13 protein-coding genes and 3 pseudogenes are annotated in these 17574 nt (G+C 74.7%); 12 read left to right on the top strand and 4 right to left on the bottom strand.

Annotated features, from left to right (window positions below):
* Positions 1–124 precede the first annotated feature (124 nt).
* From IF37_RS0105160 to IF37_RS0105150, 3 genes are all read left to right on the top strand, one after another.
* Positions 125–772: a superoxide dismutase gene (locus tag IF37_RS0105160; protein WP_030736815.1), complete on the top strand. Its 648-nt coding sequence runs from the start codon at positions 125–127 to the stop codon at positions 770–772.
* 208 nt (positions 773–980) lie between these two features.
* Complete coding sequence (locus tag IF37_RS0105155) at positions 981–1844, top strand: oxygenase MpaB family protein (protein ID WP_030736812.1); 864 nt, start codon at positions 981–983, stop codon at positions 1842–1844.
* A 232-nt stretch (positions 1845–2076) separates the two neighbouring features.
* Positions 2077–3696 carry an NAD(P)/FAD-dependent oxidoreductase gene (locus IF37_RS0105150; RefSeq protein ID WP_052844978.1) on the top strand — a complete coding sequence of 540 codons (1620 nt, stop codon included), beginning with the start codon at positions 2077–2079 and terminating at the stop codon, positions 3694–3696.
* A gap of 16 nt (positions 3697–3712) precedes the next feature.
* Here IF37_RS0105150 and IF37_RS0105145 read toward each other — a convergent pair whose 3' ends face one another.
* Complete coding sequence (locus IF37_RS0105145; RefSeq protein ID WP_030736805.1) at positions 3713–5527, bottom strand: serine hydrolase domain-containing protein; 1815 nt, start codon at positions 5525–5527, stop codon at positions 3713–3715.
* Between the two features lie 158 nt (positions 5528–5685).
* Between IF37_RS0105145 and IF37_RS0105140 the strand changes: the two are divergent.
* Positions 5686–6039 (top strand): annotated as a pseudogene (locus IF37_RS0105140) (acyl-CoA synthetase); the annotation flags it as partial.
* Positions 6040–6123: 84 nt separating this feature from the next.
* Positions 6124–7725, top strand: a complete 1602-nt coding sequence (locus IF37_RS0105135) for an acyl-CoA synthetase (RefSeq protein ID WP_079165561.1) — start codon at positions 6124–6126, stop codon at positions 7723–7725.
* 115 nt (positions 7726–7840) lie between these two features.
* On the opposite strand, the gene IF37_RS0105130 is transcribed toward IF37_RS0105135, so the two are convergent.
* Positions 7841–8407, bottom strand: coding sequence for an ABATE domain-containing protein (locus IF37_RS0105130; RefSeq protein WP_030736796.1), 567 nt, complete (start codon positions 8405–8407; stop codon positions 7841–7843).
* A 79-nt stretch (positions 8408–8486) separates the two neighbouring features.
* On the opposite strand from IF37_RS0105130, the gene IF37_RS0105125 reads away from it, so the two are divergent.
* Positions 8487–9845 (top strand): MFS transporter, encoded by a 1359-nt coding sequence (locus tag IF37_RS0105125; RefSeq protein ID WP_079165560.1) that lies wholly within the window; start codon positions 8487–8489, stop codon positions 9843–9845.
* Positions 9846–9870: 25 nt separating this feature from the next.
* Here IF37_RS0105125 and paaK read toward each other — a convergent pair whose 3' ends face one another.
* Entirely contained in the window at positions 9871–11175 is a 1305-nt protein-coding gene (paaK, locus tag IF37_RS0105120; protein ID WP_030736792.1) for a phenylacetate--CoA ligase PaaK, read from the bottom strand.
* A gap of 180 nt (positions 11176–11355) precedes the next feature.
* Here paaK and IF37_RS0105115 point away from each other — a divergent pair, with 180 nt between their 5' ends.
* Complete coding sequence (locus tag IF37_RS0105115) at positions 11356–12192, top strand: alpha/beta fold hydrolase (protein ID WP_030736791.1); 837 nt, start codon at positions 11356–11358, stop codon at positions 12190–12192.
* Positions 12193–12232: 40 nt separating this feature from the next.
* Here IF37_RS0105115 and IF37_RS0105105 read toward each other — a convergent pair.
* A pseudogene (locus IF37_RS0105105) lies at positions 12233–12586 on the bottom strand (acyl-CoA synthetase); the annotation flags it as partial.
* 6 nt (positions 12587–12592) lie between these two features.
* Here IF37_RS0105105 and IF37_RS39005 point away from each other — a divergent pair.
* The 5 genes and pseudogenes from IF37_RS39005 to IF37_RS0105075 all read left to right on the top strand — a co-directional run.
* Positions 12593–13103: pseudogene (locus tag IF37_RS39005) on the top strand (thiolase domain-containing protein); the annotation flags it as partial.
* A 118-nt stretch (positions 13104–13221) separates the two neighbouring features.
* The gene (locus IF37_RS0105095) at positions 13222–13464 is read left to right on the top strand and encodes a DUF397 domain-containing protein (RefSeq protein WP_030736788.1); all 243 of its coding nucleotides are present in this window, start codon (positions 13222–13224) and stop codon (positions 13462–13464) included.
* A gap of 118 nt (positions 13465–13582) precedes the next feature.
* Positions 13583–14503, top strand: coding sequence for a universal stress protein (locus tag IF37_RS0105090; RefSeq protein ID WP_030736785.1), 921 nt, complete (start codon positions 13583–13585; stop codon positions 14501–14503).
* 209 nt (positions 14504–14712) lie between these two features.
* Positions 14713–15978, top strand: coding sequence for a PHB depolymerase family esterase (locus IF37_RS0105085; RefSeq protein WP_030736782.1), 1266 nt, complete (start codon positions 14713–14715; stop codon positions 15976–15978).
* Positions 15979–16119: 141 nt separating this feature from the next.
* Positions 16120–17550, top strand: a complete 1431-nt coding sequence (locus IF37_RS0105075) for a 3-hydroxybutyrate oligomer hydrolase family protein (RefSeq protein ID WP_030736779.1) — start codon at positions 16120–16122, stop codon at positions 17548–17550.
* Positions 17551–17574: the final 24 nt, after the last annotated feature.

Below are 17574 nucleotides of genomic sequence, written 5' to 3'. Positions count from 1 at the left end.
CGCCTCCGGGGGAGGGGTCCTAGGTCCGAAGCCTGATCGCGGGATAGAGTTCTTGCTGCTAGCGTGCAGCTGCACATTGCTTGCAACAAGGATCGATCCGCAAGGACGTCGGAGGACGTTGGACATGGCGCTTTACACGCTCCCGGAGCTCCCGTACGACTACGCGGCGCTCGCCCCGGTCATCAGCCCGGAGATCATCGAGCTGCACCACGACAAGCACCACGCGGCGTACGTGAAGGGCGCGAACGACACCCTGGAGCAGCTCGCCGAGGCGCGGGACAAGGAGTCGTGGGGCTCGGTCAACGGCCTGGAGAAGAACCTCGCCTTCCACCTCTCCGGCCACATCCTGCACAGCATCTACTGGCAGAACATGACCGGCCCGAAGGACGGCGGCGGCGAGCCGCTGGCCCAGGACGGCGTCGGTGACCTGGCGGACGCGATCACCGAGTCCTTCGGCTCCTTCGCCGGTTTCAAGGCCCAGCTCTCCAAGGCGGCGGCCACCACCCAGGGCTCCGGCTGGGGCGTGCTGGCCTACGAGCCGCTCAGCGGCCGCCTGATCGTCGAGCAGGTCTACGACCACCAGGGCAACGTCGGCCAGGGCTCGACCCCGGTCCTTGTCTTCGATGCCTGGGAGCACGCCTTCTACCTCCAGTACAAGAACCAGAAGGTCGACTTCATCGAGGCCATGTGGCAGGTCGTCAACTGGCAGGACGTGGCCCGGCGCTACGCCGCCGCCAAGGAGCGCGGCGACAGCCTGCTCCTCAAGCCGTGACGCCGTAGTCACACCGATGTCCTGCTCGTGATCGTCTTCTCACCCTTCACGGCAGGCACCCGAAGGGCTCCCGCGGGCCACCGCCGGCGGGAGCCCTTCGCGGGCTCCCCACCGGCGCGCCACCGGAGGCATGCTGTTTCGGGACGGAGGCGGCGCGGAACCCGACCGCGCCGCCGCGCCCACCGGCGGCGACGAGAGGTGGCATCCGATGGCCGAGGTCACACCCGCGGGCACGGGCGACCCGGGGCTGTTCACCCCCGCGTCCGTGACCTGGCAGATGCACGGCGACCCCATGATGTGGGTCGCCGGTGTCCGCGCGCTCTACCTCCAGGCCCTGCACCCGCGCGCGGTCCGCGGCGTCACCCAGAACTCCGACTTCCGGCGCGACGCCTGGGGACGGCTGATGCGGACCGCGAGCTTCGTCGGAACGACCACGTACGGCACCACCGAGGCGGCCGAACGGGCCGGGGCCCGGGTGCGGAGGATACACAGGACGCTCACCGCCACCGACCCGGTGAGCGGGGAGCGGTACGCCCTGGACGACCCCGCGCTGCTGCTCTGGGTGCACTGCGCGGAGATCGACTCTTATCTGCACGTCCTGCGCCGCTCCGGCTTCCCGCTCACCGACGCCCAGGCCGACCGGTACCTGGGCGAACACCGGGTCAGTGCCCGCCTGGTGGGCCTCGACCCGGACGCCGTACCCGGCAGCCGCGCCGAGATGGCTACGTACTTCGCGCGGGTGCGGCCGGACCTCGCCGCTGGCCCCGAGGCGCGCGAGGTGGACGACTTCCTGCGCCGCCCGCCCGTGCACCCGCTCCTCGCACCGGCGCGCGAACTGCTGTGGCGGCACGTGGCCCGGCTGGCGTACGCCTCCCTTCCCCCGTACGCCCACGAGCTGTACGGCAGACCGGCCCCCGCGCCCGCCACCGTCACCCGCGGACTGCGCGCCACGGGTGCCGTACTGCGCGCGATCCCGGCGTCGCTGCGCTGGCGGCTGCCGCCGCGGCACATCCTGCGCGCGATGGCGCGGCTCGGCCCCGGCGCGCGCCCGGCCCGGCACGGACCCCGGTGACCGGCACGGACCCCGGTGACCGGCCACCCGCGCCGGTCTCCCGCCCGTCCGCGCCGGTCTCCCGCCCGTCCGCGCCGGTCTCCCGCCCGCCCGTGCCCCGGTTTCCCAGGCTGCTCGTGCGCCGGATTTCCAGGCTGCTCGTGCCCCTGTCTCCCAGACCGCTCGTGCGCCTGCCACCCCAGCCGCCCGTGCCACGGCTTCCCCGGGCGAACGGCGCGTGCTACCAAGAACCATGTCCGTGAACGAGGGAACCCGGGCGTACGACGCCGTGATCGTGGGCGGCGGCCACAACGGCCTGGTCGCCGCCGCCTACCTGGCCCGGGCCGGCCGCTCCGTGCTGGTGCTGGAGCGGCTGGAGCACACCGGCGGCGCGGCCGTCTCCTCCCGCCCGTTCGCCGGCCTCGACGCCCGGCTGTCCCGCTACTCCTACCTGGTCAGCCTGCTGCCGCCGAAGATCGTGCGCGACCTCGGGCTGGACATCCGGCTCCGCCCCCGCGGCATCTCCTCGTACACCCCGGTCGAGCGGGCCGGACGGCCCACCGGTCTGCTGATCGGCGGCGGCGAGCAGCGCACCCGGGAGGCGTTCGCCCGGCTGACCGGCGACGACCGCGAGTACACCGCCTGGCGGCGCTTCTACGGCATGACCGGCCATGTCGCCCGGCGCGTCTTCCCGACGCTCACCGAACCGCTGCCCGGCCGCGACGAACTGCGCCGCCGGATCGGCGACGAGGCCGCCTGGCGGGCCCTGTTCGAGGAGCCGCTCGGCGTCACCGTCGAGGAGACGTTCGCCGACGACCTGGTCCGGGGCGTCGTCCTCACCGACGCGCTCATCGGCACCTTCGCCGACGCCCACGACCCCACCCTCGTCCAGAACCGCTGCTTCCTCTACCACGTCATCGGCGGCGGCACCGGAGCCTGGGACGTGCCCGTGGGCGGCATGGGCGCGCTGACCGACGCGCTCGCCGCGGCGGCCCGGTCGGCGGGCGCGGTCATCGCCACCGGGCACGAGGCGGTCCGGATCGCCACCGACGGGCGGACGGCCGAGGTCGCCTACCGCACCGCCGACGGCGAGGGCACCGCCGCCGCCCGGCACGTCCTGGTGAACGCCTCCCCGCACGAACTGGCCGCGCTCACCGGCGACCCGGCGCCCGAACCCGCCGAGGGCGCCCAGCTCAAGGTCAACATGCTGCTCACCCGCCTGCCACGGCTGCGCGACCCCGGCACCGACCCCCGCGAGGCGTTCGCCGGCACCTTCCACATCGCCGAGGGCTACCGGCAACTGGCCACCGCCCACGCCCAGGCCGCCGCCGGCTCCCTGCCCGCCGCCCCGCCCGCCGAGATCTACTGCCACTCCCTGACCGACCCCACCATCCTCGGCCCCGACCTGGCCGGGCGCGGCTACCAGACCCTCACCCTCTTCGGTCTGCACACCCCCGCCCGGCTCTTCGGCCGGGACAACGACGCGGCGCGCGGGGAACTGCTGGAGTCCACCCTCGCCCAGCTCGACGCCCACCTCGCCGAACCCCTCGCCGACTGCCTGGCCACCGACGCCGACGGCCGCCCCTGCGTCGAGGCGAAGACCCCGCTCGACCTCGAACGGGAACTGCGGCTGCCCGGCGGCCACATCTTCCACCAGGCCCTGTCCTGGCCGTACGCCGAGGACGGCGGCGGACGCTGGGGCGTGGAGACGCGGCACCCCAACGTCCTGCTGTGCGGGGCGGGCGCGGTGCGCGGCGGCGGGGTGAGCGGGGTGCCGGGGCACAACGCGGCGATGGCGGCACTGGAGCGGGACCGACCCCCGCCACCCCTGGCCGGCCCAAGCCGGCCGAGCCCTGCCGGCCCACCGCCGTGATCCGTCCCCGGCCGGCTCAGTCGGCCGAGCCCTCCCACCCCACCGCCGCGATCCGCGCCGTGTCCGCCGGGCGTGCTCCGTCGAACAGCACCGCCCCGCCCGCCTCCACGCGCAGGGCGTCCACGTACACGCCGCGTCCGACGTACAGCGGACCGGTGGTGTAGCGCCAGCGCAGCCCCAGCCGGGGACCGGCCGGCAGCTCCGCGGTCACCCGGTGCCAGACCCGCCCCGACCAGCCGGTCACCGTGCCCGCCGGGTGCTCCTCCGGCTCCGTGCCGTGCCGGGCGGTGGTGAAGGGGACCGGGAGCCAGGTGGCGCCGCCGTCGGCCGTGGACTCCAGGGCCACCAGGTCGGCCCCCGGCTCGGTGTCCCACCACAGGGCACAGTGCAGCCGGGCCTCGCCCGGGGAGGTGTCCAGCGCGGGCAGTGTGAGCGTGGCGGCCGTGGCGTTCGCCATGCCCGCGAACCAGGCCGTGCGGCCCCGCGCCGGGCGGACCGGCACCGCGCGGGCCAGCCGGTCGCCGGCCGCGACCCGGGGCGCTGAACCGGACCGCCAGGTGCGCACCGGGTGCACCGAGTTGCCGAGCACGATCAGGAAGGAGTCGGTCGAGGGGTCGAGCACCAGCGAGGTCCCGGTGAAACCGGTGTGGCCGGCCGTGCGCGGGGTGGCCATCGCCCCCATGTACCAGTGCTGGTACAGCTCGAAGCCGAGACCGTGCTCGTGGCCCGGGAACGCCGTGTTGAAGTCGGTGAACATCAGGTCCACCGACGCCGGCCGCAGGATCCGGGCCCGGCTGTAGGAGCCGCCGTTGAGCAGGGTCCGGCCGAGCACCGCGAGGTCCCAGGCGCAGGAGAACACCCCGGCGTGCCCCGCGACGCCGCCCAGCCCGTAGGCGTTCTCGTCGTGCACCTCGCCCCACACCAGCCCGCGGTCCAGCCCGGACCATGGCCGGCGCGCGTCCTCGGTGGCCGCGATCCGCGGCTTCCAGGAGGCGGGCGGGTTGTAGCGGGTGCTGTCCAGACCGAGCGGACCGGTGATCTCCTCGCGCAGCAGCGCGTCCAGCGGGCGGCCGGTGATCTTCTCCAGGACGAGCTGGAGGGTGATCAGGTTCAGGTCCGAGTACAGGTAGGCGGTGCCGGGCGGGTGCAGGGGCGGCTCGTTCCAGATCCGCTCCAGTTTCCGGTCGTACGTCGGTTCCTCGTACAGCGGCAGCCAGGAGCGCAGCCCCGAGGTGTGGGTGAGGAGCTGGCGGACCGTCACCTCCCGCTTGCCCGCGCGCCCGAACTCGGGGAGGTGGGAGACGACCGTCCCGGCGAGGTCCAGCGCGCCCCGCTCGATCTGCTGCACGGCGAGGATCGAGGTGAACAGCTTCGAGACCGAGGCCAGGTCGAACACGGTGTCCCGGGTCATCGGCAGCTGCCGGCCGGGTGGGAGCTCGACCCCGGCGCCGGTCTTCTCGTCGTAGGCGCTGTAGCGCACCGCCATGCCGATCGGCTCGTGCAGTGCCACGGTGCCGCCGCGCCCGGCGAGCAGGACGGCGCCCGCGTACCACGGGTGCTCGGGGGAGGGGCCGAGGTACGCCTCGGCGTCCGTGACGAGGCGCCGCAGCTGGGCGGGGTGCAGCCCGGCGCGTTCGGCCGGGCCGTGGCGCAGGGTGGGGCCTCCGCTCCCGGCGGCCGTCACCGCCGGGAGCGCGCCGGCCCGGTCCGCCGGGAGCGCCTCCGCCGGGAGCGGGCCGAGGGCCAGCGCGCCGCCCGCGGCCAGGGTGCCCGCCACCAGCCGGCGGCGGGTCGGCCCGTTCGCCCGTCCGTCCGCCAGGTCGTCCGTCATCGCACGGCCTCCCGCCTGAAAGTATCTTTCGGGACATGTCCCGCCGGTGAAACTTTCCTGTCAGAAGGAGGGTGTGTCAACGGGGCACGGGCCTGTCGGAGAATCTGACGGAGCATCAGAAAAAGCCTTCCGTCGTCCGCCCGGCTGCGGCATACCCCTTCCTCCGCGACCGCAAGATCGACATGATCATCTCCGGCGGGGTCAACATCTACCCGGCCGAGATCGAGTCCGCCCTGCTCGCCCACCCCGCCGTCGCCGACGCCGCCGTCTTCGGCATCCCCCACGACGACTGGGGCGAGGAGGTCAAGGCCGTGGTCGAACCGGCCCCGGGACACGAACCGGGACCGGGGCTGGCCGCCGCGCTGCTCGCCCACTGCACCGGCCGGCTGGCCGGCTACAAGCGGCCCAGGAGCATCGACTTCATCACCGAGATGCCCCGCGACCCCAACGGCAAGCTGTACAAACGGCGGCTGCGACAGCCGTACTGGGAGGAGCGCCCGCGCCCGGTGTGACCGCCCCCCGTCCGGCACGTCACCGGCCGGGGCGGCGCCGGGGTGCTTGACCGGTCGGTCCGGCGGGCCCGAGGATCGGCTCCCATGACGCAGGGACAGGGCAGCACGGTCGACGGGGTGCTGCGGCGCAGCGCCCGCCGCACCCCGTCGCGCGTGGCGGTGGAGTACGGCACGCGCGGCTGGACGTACGGGGAACTGGACGACGCCGTCTCCCGCGCGGCCACGCTGCTGCTCGCCGAGGGACTCTCGCCCGGCGACCGGGTCGCCGCCTACGGCCACAACTCCGACGCCTATCTCATCGCCTTCCTCGCCTGCGCCCGCGCGGGCCTGGTCCACGTGCCGCTCAACCACCACCTCACCGGCGACGACCTGGCGTACCTCGTCGGCCAGTCGGGCAGCTCCCTGGTCCTCGCCGACCCCGGCCTCGCCGGACGGCTGCCGGACGGCGTACGGACGCTGCCGCTGCGCGACGACGACGGCTCCCTGCTCGCCCGGCTCCCGGGGGCGCCCCCGTACGACGGTGCCGAGCCGCGCGCCGAGGACCTGGCACAACTGCTCTACACCTCCGGTACGACCGCCCTGCCCAAGGGCGCGATGATGACCCACCGGGCCCTGGTGCACGAGTACCTGAGCGCGATCACGGCGCTCGGCCTGAGCGCGGACGACCGCCCCGCGCACTCCCTGCCGCTGTACCACTCCGCGCAGCTGCACGTCTTCCTGCTGCCCTGCCTGGCGGTCGGCGCCACCAACCTCATCCTGGACGCGCCGGACGGGGACCGGCTGTTCGACCTGATCGAAGCCGGCCGCGTGGACAGCCTGTTCGCCCCGCCGACGGTCTGGATCGCGCTGGCCGGCCGCCCGGACTTCGCCACCCGGGACCTGTCCGGACTGCGCAAGGCCTACTACGGCGCGTCGGTCATGCCGGTCCCGGTACTGGAGCGGCTGCGCGCACGGCTGCCGGGGCTCGCCTTCTACAACTGCTTCGGCCAGAGCGAGATCGGCCCGCTGGCCACGGTCCTCGGCCCCGACGAGCACGAGGGCCGGCTGGACTCCTGCGGACGCCCCGTCCTGTTCGTCGAGGCCCGGGTGGTCGACGAGGACGGCCGGGACGTCCCCGCCGGCACCCCCGGCGAAGTCGTCTACCGCTCACCGCAGTTGTGCGAGGGCTACTGGGACAAGCCGGAGGAGACCGCCGAGGCGTTCCGCGGCGGCTGGTTCCACTCCGGGGACCTCGCGGTGCGGGACGCCGAGGGCTACCTCACGATCGTGGACCGGGTGAAGGACGTCATCAACTCCGGCGGTGTCCTCGTGGCGTCGCGCCAGGTCGAGGACGCCCTCTACACCCACGAGGCGGTCGCCGAGGCCGCCGTGATCGGCCTGCCCGACGAGCGGTGGATCGAGGCCGTCACGGCGGTCGTCGTCCCGCGCGGCGAGGTGACGGAGGACCAGCTCATCGCGCACGTCCGGGACCGACTCGCCCCGTTCAAGGCCCCGAAACGGGTGCTGTTCGTCACCGAACTGCCGCGCAACGCCAGCGGCAAGATCCTCAAACGCGAGCTGCGCGACCGCTTCGGCGGCCAGGCGGAGGGTGAGCCGGGTTCGGCGGTGCGGACGAGCAGGGTGAGGCCGGGCTCGTCGCGCCGAGGCCATGGCCGGGATCACCGGTCTGGTGCAGGCGCGGGCTGACGTGCCCGGGCTGATCCGGTCGGGCCGTTTCCCCGGATCTCTGGTCCGCGAGACGGTCCGCACGAAGGGAGCCGTCGCTGCCGGTCCGGACTCCGAAGCGGGGCGGACGGCGGCGTCAGCCGACGGCGGTCCGGCGGCGCAGTGCCTCCTTCTTCGCGCGGTTGCCACAGGTGCCCATCGAGCACCAGCGCCGGGTGCCCGGGCGCGAGGTGTCCAGGAAGAGCGCTCCGCACACGGCTCCCGCGCAGTCGCGCACCCGGTCCACGGCCGGGGAGGCGACCAGATCCAGCGCGTCCCGGGCGACGAGGGCGAGCGTGGCACGCACCGGGTCCCCGGCCCGCCAGGTCAGCCGACCCGACGCGGCGAGGACGGGCACGGGCACGGCGTGCGCCGCGGCCTCGTTGACCAGGACGCGCGCCCCCGCGTCCGCCGTCCGGCCGGAGCGGACCGCGCCGATCAGCCGGTGCACCGCCTCGCGCAGGTCCCGCGCCGCGTCCACCAGACCGGGCGGCGCGTCCGAGGGCCCGGCCGGGCAGGGCCCGCACTGCCGCACCCAGGCGGCCAGGGCCGCGGCGTCGGTCAGCTCCTCCACGGCCCCGGCCGTCCCCCTCAGGCGCAGGGTCCGGGTGAAGTCCAGGCACAGGCGTCCCGCGCCCTGGCGGAAACGGGTGGTCGTCGGCACCCCGTGACCCTACAGCCGGAACCGGTTTGACTGGTACCGTGCGGCAACCGTTCGAACCGGTCCCCGGAGAGGTGCCCGCGTGTCCGCGTCCCCCGCACCGCCCACCCCGCCCCGCCGGGTGATCCTCGTGCTGGCGCTCGCCTGCGGAGTGAGCGTCGCCACCATCTACTTCCCGCAGGCGATCAGTTCGCTGATCGCCGCCGACCTGCACGTCACGGCGGGATCCGCGGCCCTCGTCGTCACCGCGGCCCAGTTCGGCTACGCGGGCGGCATCTTCCTGCTCGTCCCGCTCGGCGACCGGCTGCCGCACCGCACACTGATCGTCACCCTGCTCGCGCTGACCGCGGCGGGCCTGCTCGCCGCCGGCGCCGCACCGACGCTGCCCGTCCTCGTCGCCGCCAGCGCGGCCACCGGCGTCACCACGGTCGTCCCGCAGATCATCATCCCGATGACCGCCGGACTCGTGCCCGCCGTCCGCCGCGGCGCCGTCACCGGCGCCCTGCTCAGCGGACTCATCGGTGGCATCCTGCTCGCCCGCACCTTCGGCGGCACGCTCGGCGAGTGGCTGGGCTGGCGTGCCCCCTACCTCGCCGCCGCGGTGCTCGTGCTTGGCCTCGCGCTGCTGCTCGCCCGTGTGGTGCCGGACACCACACCCACATCCCGACAGTCGTACCCGGAACTCATATCCGCCCCGCTGCGCCTCCTGCGGGAGGAGCCCGACCTGCGCCGCTCCTGCCTCTACCAGGCTTGTGTCTTCGCCGGCTTCAGCGCCGCCTGGACCGCGCTCACGCTCCTCGTGACCGGACCGGCGTACGACATGGGTGCCCAAGCCGTGGGCGTGCTGGGACTCGTGGGTGCGGCGAGCATGTTCTGCACCCCGCTCGCCGGACGCGCGGCCGACCGCCGGGGACCGGACACCGTCACCCTGTGGTCCCTGCTCGGGGTGATCGGCTCGGCGGGCGCCCTGGTCCTCGGCGGCACGGGCGGCACCACCGGGCTGGTCGTGCTGGCCGGCGGCATGCTGCTCCTCGACGTGGCCGTGCAGTGCGGGCAGGTCGCCAACCAGGCCCGCAACTTCGCGCTCCGGCCGGACGCGCGCGCCCGGGTCAACACCGCCTACATGACGTGCGCGTTCCTCGGGGGCAGCGCCGGGTCCTGGCTGGGGGTGCGGGCGTACGGCCGGCTGGGCTGGCCGGGCGTGACGGGCCTGGTCGCCCTGACCGCGGCGCTCGCGCTGACCCGGCACCTGACCAGGCACCGCACCCCGGCGACGCCTCCCGGGGGGCCGGCCGCGTCGGCCGAGGGGCCCGCCATGCCGGTCGAGGGGCCGGCGACGCCCGCCGAGGGGCCGGCCACGCCCGCCGAGGGGCCGGCCACGCCCGCCGAGGGGCCGGCCACGTCGGCCGAGGGACCCGCCACGTCGAGCCGGCCGGTGTGACGCCCGCCCCCTTCCTCCCGCGCGCCTACCCGTCCGCCCGTGGCCGGAGGTCCACGATCCGCCGGATCTTGCCCACCGACCGCTCCAGCGACTCCGGTTCCACGATCTCCACGTCGACCGACACCCCGATGCCGTCCTTCACCCCCGTGACGATGGCCCGGGCCGCCTCCTCGCGCACCCGCGGCGGCGCGTCCGGGCGGGCCTCCGCCCGGACGGTCAGGGCGTCCATCCGGCCCTGCCGGGTGAGGCGCAGCTGGAAGTGCGGCGCCACGCCCGGCGTGCGCAGGACGATCTCCTCGATCTGGGTCGGGAAGAGGTTGACCCCGCGCAGGATCACCATGTCGTCGCTGCGCCCGGTGATCTTCTCCATCCGCCGGAACACCCGGGCGGTACCCGGCAGCAGCCTCGTCAGGTCCCGGGTCCGGTACCGGACGATCGGCATCGCCTCCTTGGTCAGCGAGGTGAACACCAGCTCGCCGCGCTCACCGTCCGGCAGCACCTCACCCGTGAGCGGGTCGACGACCTCCGGATAGAAGTGGTCCTCCCACACATGGAGGCCGTCCTTGGTCTCCGCGCACTCCTGGGCCACACCGGGACCGATCACCTCCGACAGCCCGTAGATGTCGACGGCGTCGATCGCGAACCGCTCCTCGATCTCCCGCCGCATCCGCTCGGTCCAGGGCTCGGCGCCGAAGACACCCACCCGCAGCGAGGTGCTCCGCGGGTCCACCCCCTGCCGCTCGAACTCGTCCAGCAGCGTGAGCATGTAGGACGGCGTCACCATGATGACGGACGGTCGCAGGTCCTGGATCAGCTGCACCTGCCGCGCCGTCATGCCGCCGGACGCCGGCACGACCGTACAGCCCAGGCGCTCGGCACCGTAGTGGGCGCCCAGACCACCGGTGAAGAGTCCATAGCCGTACGCCACATGGACGACATCGCCAGGTCGGCCGCCGGCCGCGCGTATCGACCGCGCCACCATGTCGGCCCACATGTCGAGGTCGTTGTCCGTATAGCCGACCACCGTGGGGCGTCCCGTGGTGCCGCTGGACGCGTGCAGCCGGCGGATCCGCTCCCGGGGCACGGCGAACATGCCGTACGGATAGTTCGCCCGGAGGTCGGCCTTGGTCGTGAAGGGGAAGCGGGCCAGGTCGGCGAGCGTGCGGCAGTCCTCCGGACGGACGCCGGCCCGGTCGAAGGACTCCCGGTAGAACGGCACGTGCTCGTAGGCGTGCCGCAGCGAGGCGCGCAGCCGCTCCAGCTGGAGCGTCCGCAGCTCCTCGGCCCCCAGCCGCTCGCCCGCGTCGAGCAGGTCCCTCACATCCGCCATCGGGAGGTCTCCCTTGCAGCCGTACATTTCGGACGACCGATCATTCGGTCGATGTGCTGGGGTCAGTAATGCAGGCCGCCGGGCCTGGGGGCAAGGGGTCGGCCGGGATTTTCCCGTTTCCCGCGCCGACCGCGCCGAAAGGCGTTGCGGCCGGGCGGAACGGCCCGCGATGATCACCGCATGCCGCTCTTCACCGCGACCGACGGGACCCGGCTCGCCTACCACCTGCGCGGGACCGGGGAGCCCCTCGCCGTCCTGCCCGGCGGCCCCATGCGCGCCTCCGTCTACCTCGGGGACCTCGGCGGGCTGACCGCACACCGCCGGCTGGCCCTGCTCGACCTGCGCGGCACCGGTGACTCGGCGGACCCGGCGGACCCGGCGACGTACCGCTGCGACCGCATGGTCGAGGACGTGGAGGTATGGCGGGCCCACATGGGCCTGGAACATATCGATCTGCTCGCCCACTCGGCGGGCGCCGCCCTGGCGATGCTCTACGCGGCCCGCTACCCCCACCGGATACGGCGGCTGGTGCTGGTCACCCCGAACCCGTCCGCCCTGGGCATCCGGGCCACGCCCGGGGAACGGCTGGCCGCCGCCCGGCTGCGCGCGGACGAACCCTGGTTCCCGCGGGCGTTCCCCGCCTTCCACGGCTGGCTGACGGGCGAGGCCGACTTCGACGACGTGTTCCTGCCGTTCTTCTACGGCCGTTGGGACGACACCGCGCGGGCGCACGCCGACGCCGAGCCGGAGCAGACCAACGAGGAGGCGGGGGAGCGCTACCTCGCTGAGGGCGCCTTCACACCCCGCGAGACCCGGGCCGCGCTCGCCGCCCTGGACGCGCCGGTCCTCGTCCACGCGGGCGAAGCCGACAACAACCCGCGCCCGGCCCTGGCCCGGCGCACCGCCGAGGCGTTCGGGCGGGGCGAGGTCACCGTCCAGCCGGGCGCCGCCCACTACCCCTGGCTGGACGATCCGGAGCGCTTCCTGGACGGCGTCCTCTCCTTCCTCGACCGGTGACGCCCACCGGCCCGGCGCCGGCCCGGACCGGCTCCCGGGCCTACGACCGCTCCGCCGCCACCGCCACCTCCCGCGCCCACCGGTAGTCGGCCTTGCCGCTCGGCGAACGCCGGACGGCATCCGTGACCACCAGCTGGCGCGGCACCTTGTAACCGGCCAGACGGGTACGGCAGTGACGCTGGATGTCGGCCGGCGAGGGGCGCGGCGCGCCCGCGCGCAGCTGCACCACGGCCGCCACGTGGTTGCCCCACCGGGCGTCCGGCACACCGGCCACCAGCGCGTCGTGCACGTCCGGGTGCGCCTTCAGCGCCTGCTCGACCTCCTCCGGGTACACCTTCTCGCCCCCGGTGTTGATGCACTGCGAGCCCCGGCCCAGGACGGTGACCACGCCGTCCGCGCCGACCGCGCCGGAGCCGCCCGCGCCCCCCCGCCCGCCCGCCTGGCTGCTCGGCGGCGCCATGCGCAGCGAACCCACCTTGTTCGCGGGCAAGGACTTCGTCTCCCCGCGGGCCGGCCGGGACTGCGCCGCCGACGTCTACCGGCAGGCCGGGATCACCGACCCGCGCCGGGAGATCGACGCCGCCGAGATCTACGTGCCGTTCTCCTGGTACGAACCCATGTGGCTGGAGAACCTCGGCTTCGCCGCACCGGGCGGGGGCTGGAAACTCACCGAGTCCGGGGCGACCGCGCTCGACGGGGACCTGCCGGTCAACATGTCGGGCGGCGTGCTCTCCACCAACCCCATCGGCGCCTCCGGCATGATCCGCTTCGCGGAGGCCGCCCTCCAGGTGCGCGGCCAGGCGGGAGAACACCAGGTGGACGGCGCCCGCACCGTGCTCGGACACGCCTACGGGGGCGGCTTGCAGTTCTTCTCCGTGTGGCTCGTGGGCTCCGAGCCCCCCGACTCCTGACCGGCCCGCGCGAGCGGCCCGGGCGGACGGCCGCGGAGATCGTCCCCGTGTGCCCTGTCCGCCGTGGCGACCGGTCGCTAGGCTGGCTCGCGGACGACGAACCGGGAGGAGCACGGACGTGGCCGAGACCATCACCCAGCGGCAGCCGCTCACGGGTTGGGACAAGCCGGAGCTGGACCTCAGCAAGGCCGAGTGGCAGTCCAGCAGCCGAGGTCTGGGCGATGTCCAGATCGCCTTCGTCGAGGGCTTCATCGCGATGCGCAACAGCGACCGGCCGGAGAGCCCCTCCCTGATCTTCACGCCCGCGGAATGGGGCGCCTTCGTCTCCGGGGCGCGGGAGGGCGAGTTCGACCTCACCTGAACCGGGGGTGTCGCGCCCGGATTTCCGGACACGCGATCGACAACACCCCCTCGGGGCCCACACCTGAGCGAGTCTGGCCCGGGACAAGGGGAACGTCGTGTTCCGGAGGTGAGGAAACATGAGCGCTGCGCCGGTCATCGCCGCGGTCGACGGTTCCGAGGACAGCCTGCGCGCCCTGGACTGGGCCCTGGACGCCGCCCGCCGCCGCACGGCACCGCTGCGCGTGGTGCACGTACGGCAGTACGCCGCCTGGGGCCAGGCCGACGTGCTGGTCGCGGGACCGCCCGAGGCCGAGGGCGACCCGGTGCTCGACGAGGTGCGCGCCCGGCTCGGCGACCGCCTCGGGCACCAGGACGTCGAGTACGTCGCCCTGGAGGGCGTACCGGGCGCCGTGCTCGCCGAGATCGGCACCGGGGCGCACCTGCTGGTGGTCGGCTCGCGGGGCCGCGGCGGCTTCGCCAGCCTGCTGCTCGGCTCCAACAGCCTGGCCGCGGCCCGGGACGCCCGCTGCCCGGTGGTCGTCGTCCCCCGGCCCGGCCGCGAGGTGCACGGCGACGGACCGGCCGAGCCCGGACCCCGGGTGGTCGTCGGGCTGCACGTCGACAGCCCCGACGACGACGTCCTCGCCCTCGCGTTCGCCGAGGCCGCCCTGCGCGACGCCCGGGTGCAGGTGATCGCCGCCTACCCCTGGCCGGCGCAGACCTGGTCCGCGCCCGGCCAGCCCGTGCCGCCCCTGGTGGACCCGGAGGCCGTGGCGGAGGAGACCCGCGCCCTCGCCGAGGGCTTCCTCGCCCCCCACCGCGAGCGCCACCCCGGGGTTCGCGCCGACGCCCCCGAGGTGCCGGCCGGTGACGCGGCCGGGCACCTGGTCGCCGCCTCCCGGGACGCCGAGCTGGTCGTCGTCGGCCGGCACCGGCGGCGGCTGCTCGCCCCGGCCCCGATGATGGGCTCGGTCACCCAGGCCGTGCTGCTCCACGCGGCGAGCCCGGTCGCGGTGGTGCCCCCGACCCCGCCGGAGGAATCGGACCGGGCGGAGTGACGCCCGCGCGGTGGCGCCTGCGCGGGGCCGGCCCGGTTTAGCAGAGGGCACCGTGTCCCGCAATCCCTCCGGCGCCGACCGACCTCCCGGCGGCTGTGGTGCGTACAGCCATGGTTTCCGGCCACACGCGAACCTACGGTTCCGCTACCCCCGGTACCGCTCTCCCCAGGAGCGGCCGGGACGCGTGTGTCCCCACCGAAGGAGCCGCCATGCCCCCACACCCGCTCGGCGAGGCACCCGGAGCGCCACCGCGCGCCCGTCTCCTGCCCCGTCTGCTGCCCCGCCTGCTCGCCGTCCTCGCCGTCGTCCTCGGCACCGCGCTCGCCGGCCCCGCGCCCGAGGCCCGCGCCGCCGTCACGCTCACCCGGGTGAGCGACTTCGGCTCCAATCCGGGCGCCCTCGCCATGTACGTGTACCGGCCCGCCACCCTGCCGGACCACCCCCCGGTGGTGGTGGCCCTGCACGGCTGCACCCAGGGCGCCCAGGTCTACGCCGACAACTCCGGACTGCCCCAGCTCGCCGACCGCGACGGCTTCCTGCTGGTGCTCGCCGAGACGAGCACCGCCAACAACGCGAGCAAGTGCTTCAACTGGTTCCAGACCGGTGACAACCGGCGCGGCCAGGGCGAGGCCCTGTCGGTGCGGCAGATGGTGAGCCGGGCCGTCAGCGCCTACGGGGCCGACCCGCAGCGCGTCTACGTCACCGGCCTGTCCGCCGGCGGCGCCATGACGGCGGTCATGCTCGCCACCTACCCCGATGTCTTCGCCGCGGGCGCGGTCGTCGCCGGCCTGCCCTACGACTGCACCAAGGACACCAGCCCCTACACCTGCATGAACCCCGGTGTGGACCGGAGCCCGGCCGACTGGGCCCAGCGGGCGCGCGACGCCTACCCGTCGTACACCGGGCCCTGGCCGCGCGCCGCCATCTGGTACGGCGACCAGGACACCACCGTCGTACCGCGCAACGCCACCGAACTGCGCGACCAGTGGACGGCCCTGCACGGCCTGTCCCAGACCCCCACCCGGACGACGACCATCGGACCCGACGCCACCCGGCAGGACCAGTACCTGGCCGCCGACGGGACCGTGGCCGTCGAGGTCGACCGCGTTCCCGGCATCGGCCACGGCACCCCGGTCGACCCCGGCACCGGCGGCGAGCAGTGCGGGAGCACCGGCGCCCCGTACTTCCTCGACTCGATCTGCTCCAGCCGCTGGATCGCCCGGTTCTTCGGACTGGACACCACGACCCCCGGCGACCCCGGCCCGGGCGACCCCGACCCGGGCGGCGGCACCGCCGCCTGCTGGACGGCGAGCAACTACGCCCACGTACAGGCGGGACGGGCCACCACCAGCGGCGGCTACACCTACGCCAAGGGGTCCGGGCAGAACATGGGCCTGTACAACACGTTCGTCACCCACACCCTGAAGGAGTCCCCCACGGGCTACTTCTCCCTCGCTGACACCGGCTGTCCCTGACCGGTCGTCAGCGGCAGCCCCCGGGCAGCCATGGTGAACGGCACCCTCCAACGGGCCGTCATCATGGCGGCCCCACACATGTCCGCCGCCACCACACGCCCCCTAACCTCCAGCGCGTCCCCAACCCGCCGGAGGAACCACATGCTTCCCCACCGTCCCGCACCGCCCGGCCGGCCGGCCCGGCGCATCGCGCTCGGCGCGCTGTCGCTCGCCGCCGTCTGCTCGCTCCTGGTCACCCCGGCCACCGCCGCACCCGCGGGCCCCCTGCCCCCGGAAGCCCACTGCGCCGGCCGCGACCGGCTGCACGTGCCCGGCGCCGCCCGGCAGCAGGCCGACTGCCTGGCCGAACTGACCACCGCCGGGACCGTCGGATCCGGCCACACCGACCCGGCCGACTACGCGGGCCTCACCCCCAAGGACCTGCCCACACCCACGGGCGTCCCCGGCATCCAGATCGACGGCTACTTCCCTGACACCTCCACCACCAACACCAATCACGGCTGGCAGCACGACTCCCAGTTCGTCCTCCGGCTGCCGGACCACTGGAACGGCGGCCTGGTGGTCGCCGGCACCCCCGGCAACCGCGAGCAGTACGCCAACGACCGGGCCATCGCCGACTGGGTGCTCGCCCGCGGCTATGCCTACGCCGCCACCGACAAGGGCAACACCGGCACGGCCTTCTTCCGCGACGGCGACCGGCCCGGCGACGCCATCGCCGAATGGAACACCCGCCTCACCCAGCTCACCCGCGCCGCCCACGCCGTCGTCACCCAGCGCTACCACCGGCCCCCCGACCGCACCCTGGCCACCGGGATGTCCAACGGCGGCTACCTGGTCCGCTGGCAACTGGAGCACCACCCCGAGCTGTACGACGGCGGGGTCGACTGGGAGGGCTCCCTCTGGCGCGCCGACGGCCCGAACCCGCTCACCTCCCTGCCCGCCGCGCTGCGCCACTACCCCGTCTACGCCGCCGGCGGCCCCCGCGCCGCCGACGCCGCCGCGGCGCTGCACCGGGCCGGCTTCCCGGCCGGCTCGGAGTTCCTGTGGCCGTACCACCACCAGGTCTACTGGGACCTCACCCAGCGGATCTACCGCGAGGAACTCGACCCCGGCTACGACGGGGACACCGAGGCGGGCACCCCGTACTGCGCCTCCGGCACCCCCGCCTGCGACGCCGACTACACCTACGCCGACCGGCCCGCCGCCGTCCACCGGGCCGTCGGCCGCATCGCGCTCACCGGCCGCATCGGCAAGCCCCTGATCACCCTCCAGGGCACCCTGGACGTGCTGCTGCCGATCAGCGAGGACTCCGACGTCTACGCCCGCATGGTCCACCGGGCCGGCCGCGGCTCGCTGCTGCGCTACTACCGCATCGAGGACGGCACCCACACCGACTCCCTGGCCGACGTCTTCCCCGGCCGGCTCCGCCCGATGGTGCCCTGCCACCGCTCCGCGTTCACGGCCCTGGAGCGCTGGATCAGCGGCGCGGGCCGCCCGCCCGCGGACCGCACGGTCCCCCGACCGGCCGCCGCCGACCAGGCCACTTGGCTCACCAGTTGCCCGCTGCGGTAGACGATCTTCCCCGCGCCCGCGGGT

This window comes from Streptomyces sp. NRRL S-31, assembly GCF_000718775.1.
Classification (GTDB): Bacteria; Actinomycetota; Actinomycetes; order Streptomycetales; family Streptomycetaceae; genus Streptomyces.
Note: the sequence above shows the minus strand (reverse complement) of the source record. Positions and strands in the feature narration are given on the sequence as shown.

Excerpts from the sequence above, each read along its gene's own strand:
- IF37_RS0105075 (WP_030736779.1), top strand. The coding sequence starts at position 16,120 with ATGCTTCCCCACCGTCCCGCACCGCCCGGCCGGCCGGCCCGGCGCATC.
- IF37_RS0105160 (WP_030736815.1), top strand. The coding sequence starts at position 125 with ATGGCGCTTTACACGCTCCCGGAGCTCCCGTACGACTACGCGGCGCTC.
- IF37_RS0105135 (WP_079165561.1), top strand. The coding sequence starts at position 6,124 with ATGACGCAGGGACAGGGCAGCACGGTCGACGGGGTGCTGCGGCGCAGC.
- paaK (WP_030736792.1), bottom strand. The coding sequence starts at position 11,175 with ATGGCGGATGTGAGGGACCTGCTCGACGCGGGCGAGCGGCTGGGGGCC.
- IF37_RS0105090 (WP_030736785.1), top strand. The coding sequence starts at position 13,583 with ATGAGCGCTGCGCCGGTCATCGCCGCGGTCGACGGTTCCGAGGACAGC.
- IF37_RS0105145 (WP_030736805.1), bottom strand. The coding sequence starts at position 5,527 with ATGACGGACGACCTGGCGGACGGACGGGCGAACGGGCCGACCCGCCGC.
- IF37_RS0105150 (WP_052844978.1), top strand. The coding sequence starts at position 2,077 with ATGTCCGTGAACGAGGGAACCCGGGCGTACGACGCCGTGATCGTGGGC.
- IF37_RS0105085 (WP_030736782.1), top strand. The coding sequence starts at position 14,713 with ATGCCCCCACACCCGCTCGGCGAGGCACCCGGAGCGCCACCGCGCGCC.
- IF37_RS0105155 (WP_030736812.1), top strand. The coding sequence starts at position 981 with ATGGCCGAGGTCACACCCGCGGGCACGGGCGACCCGGGGCTGTTCACC.
- IF37_RS0105115 (WP_030736791.1), top strand. The coding sequence starts at position 11,356 with ATGCCGCTCTTCACCGCGACCGACGGGACCCGGCTCGCCTACCACCTG.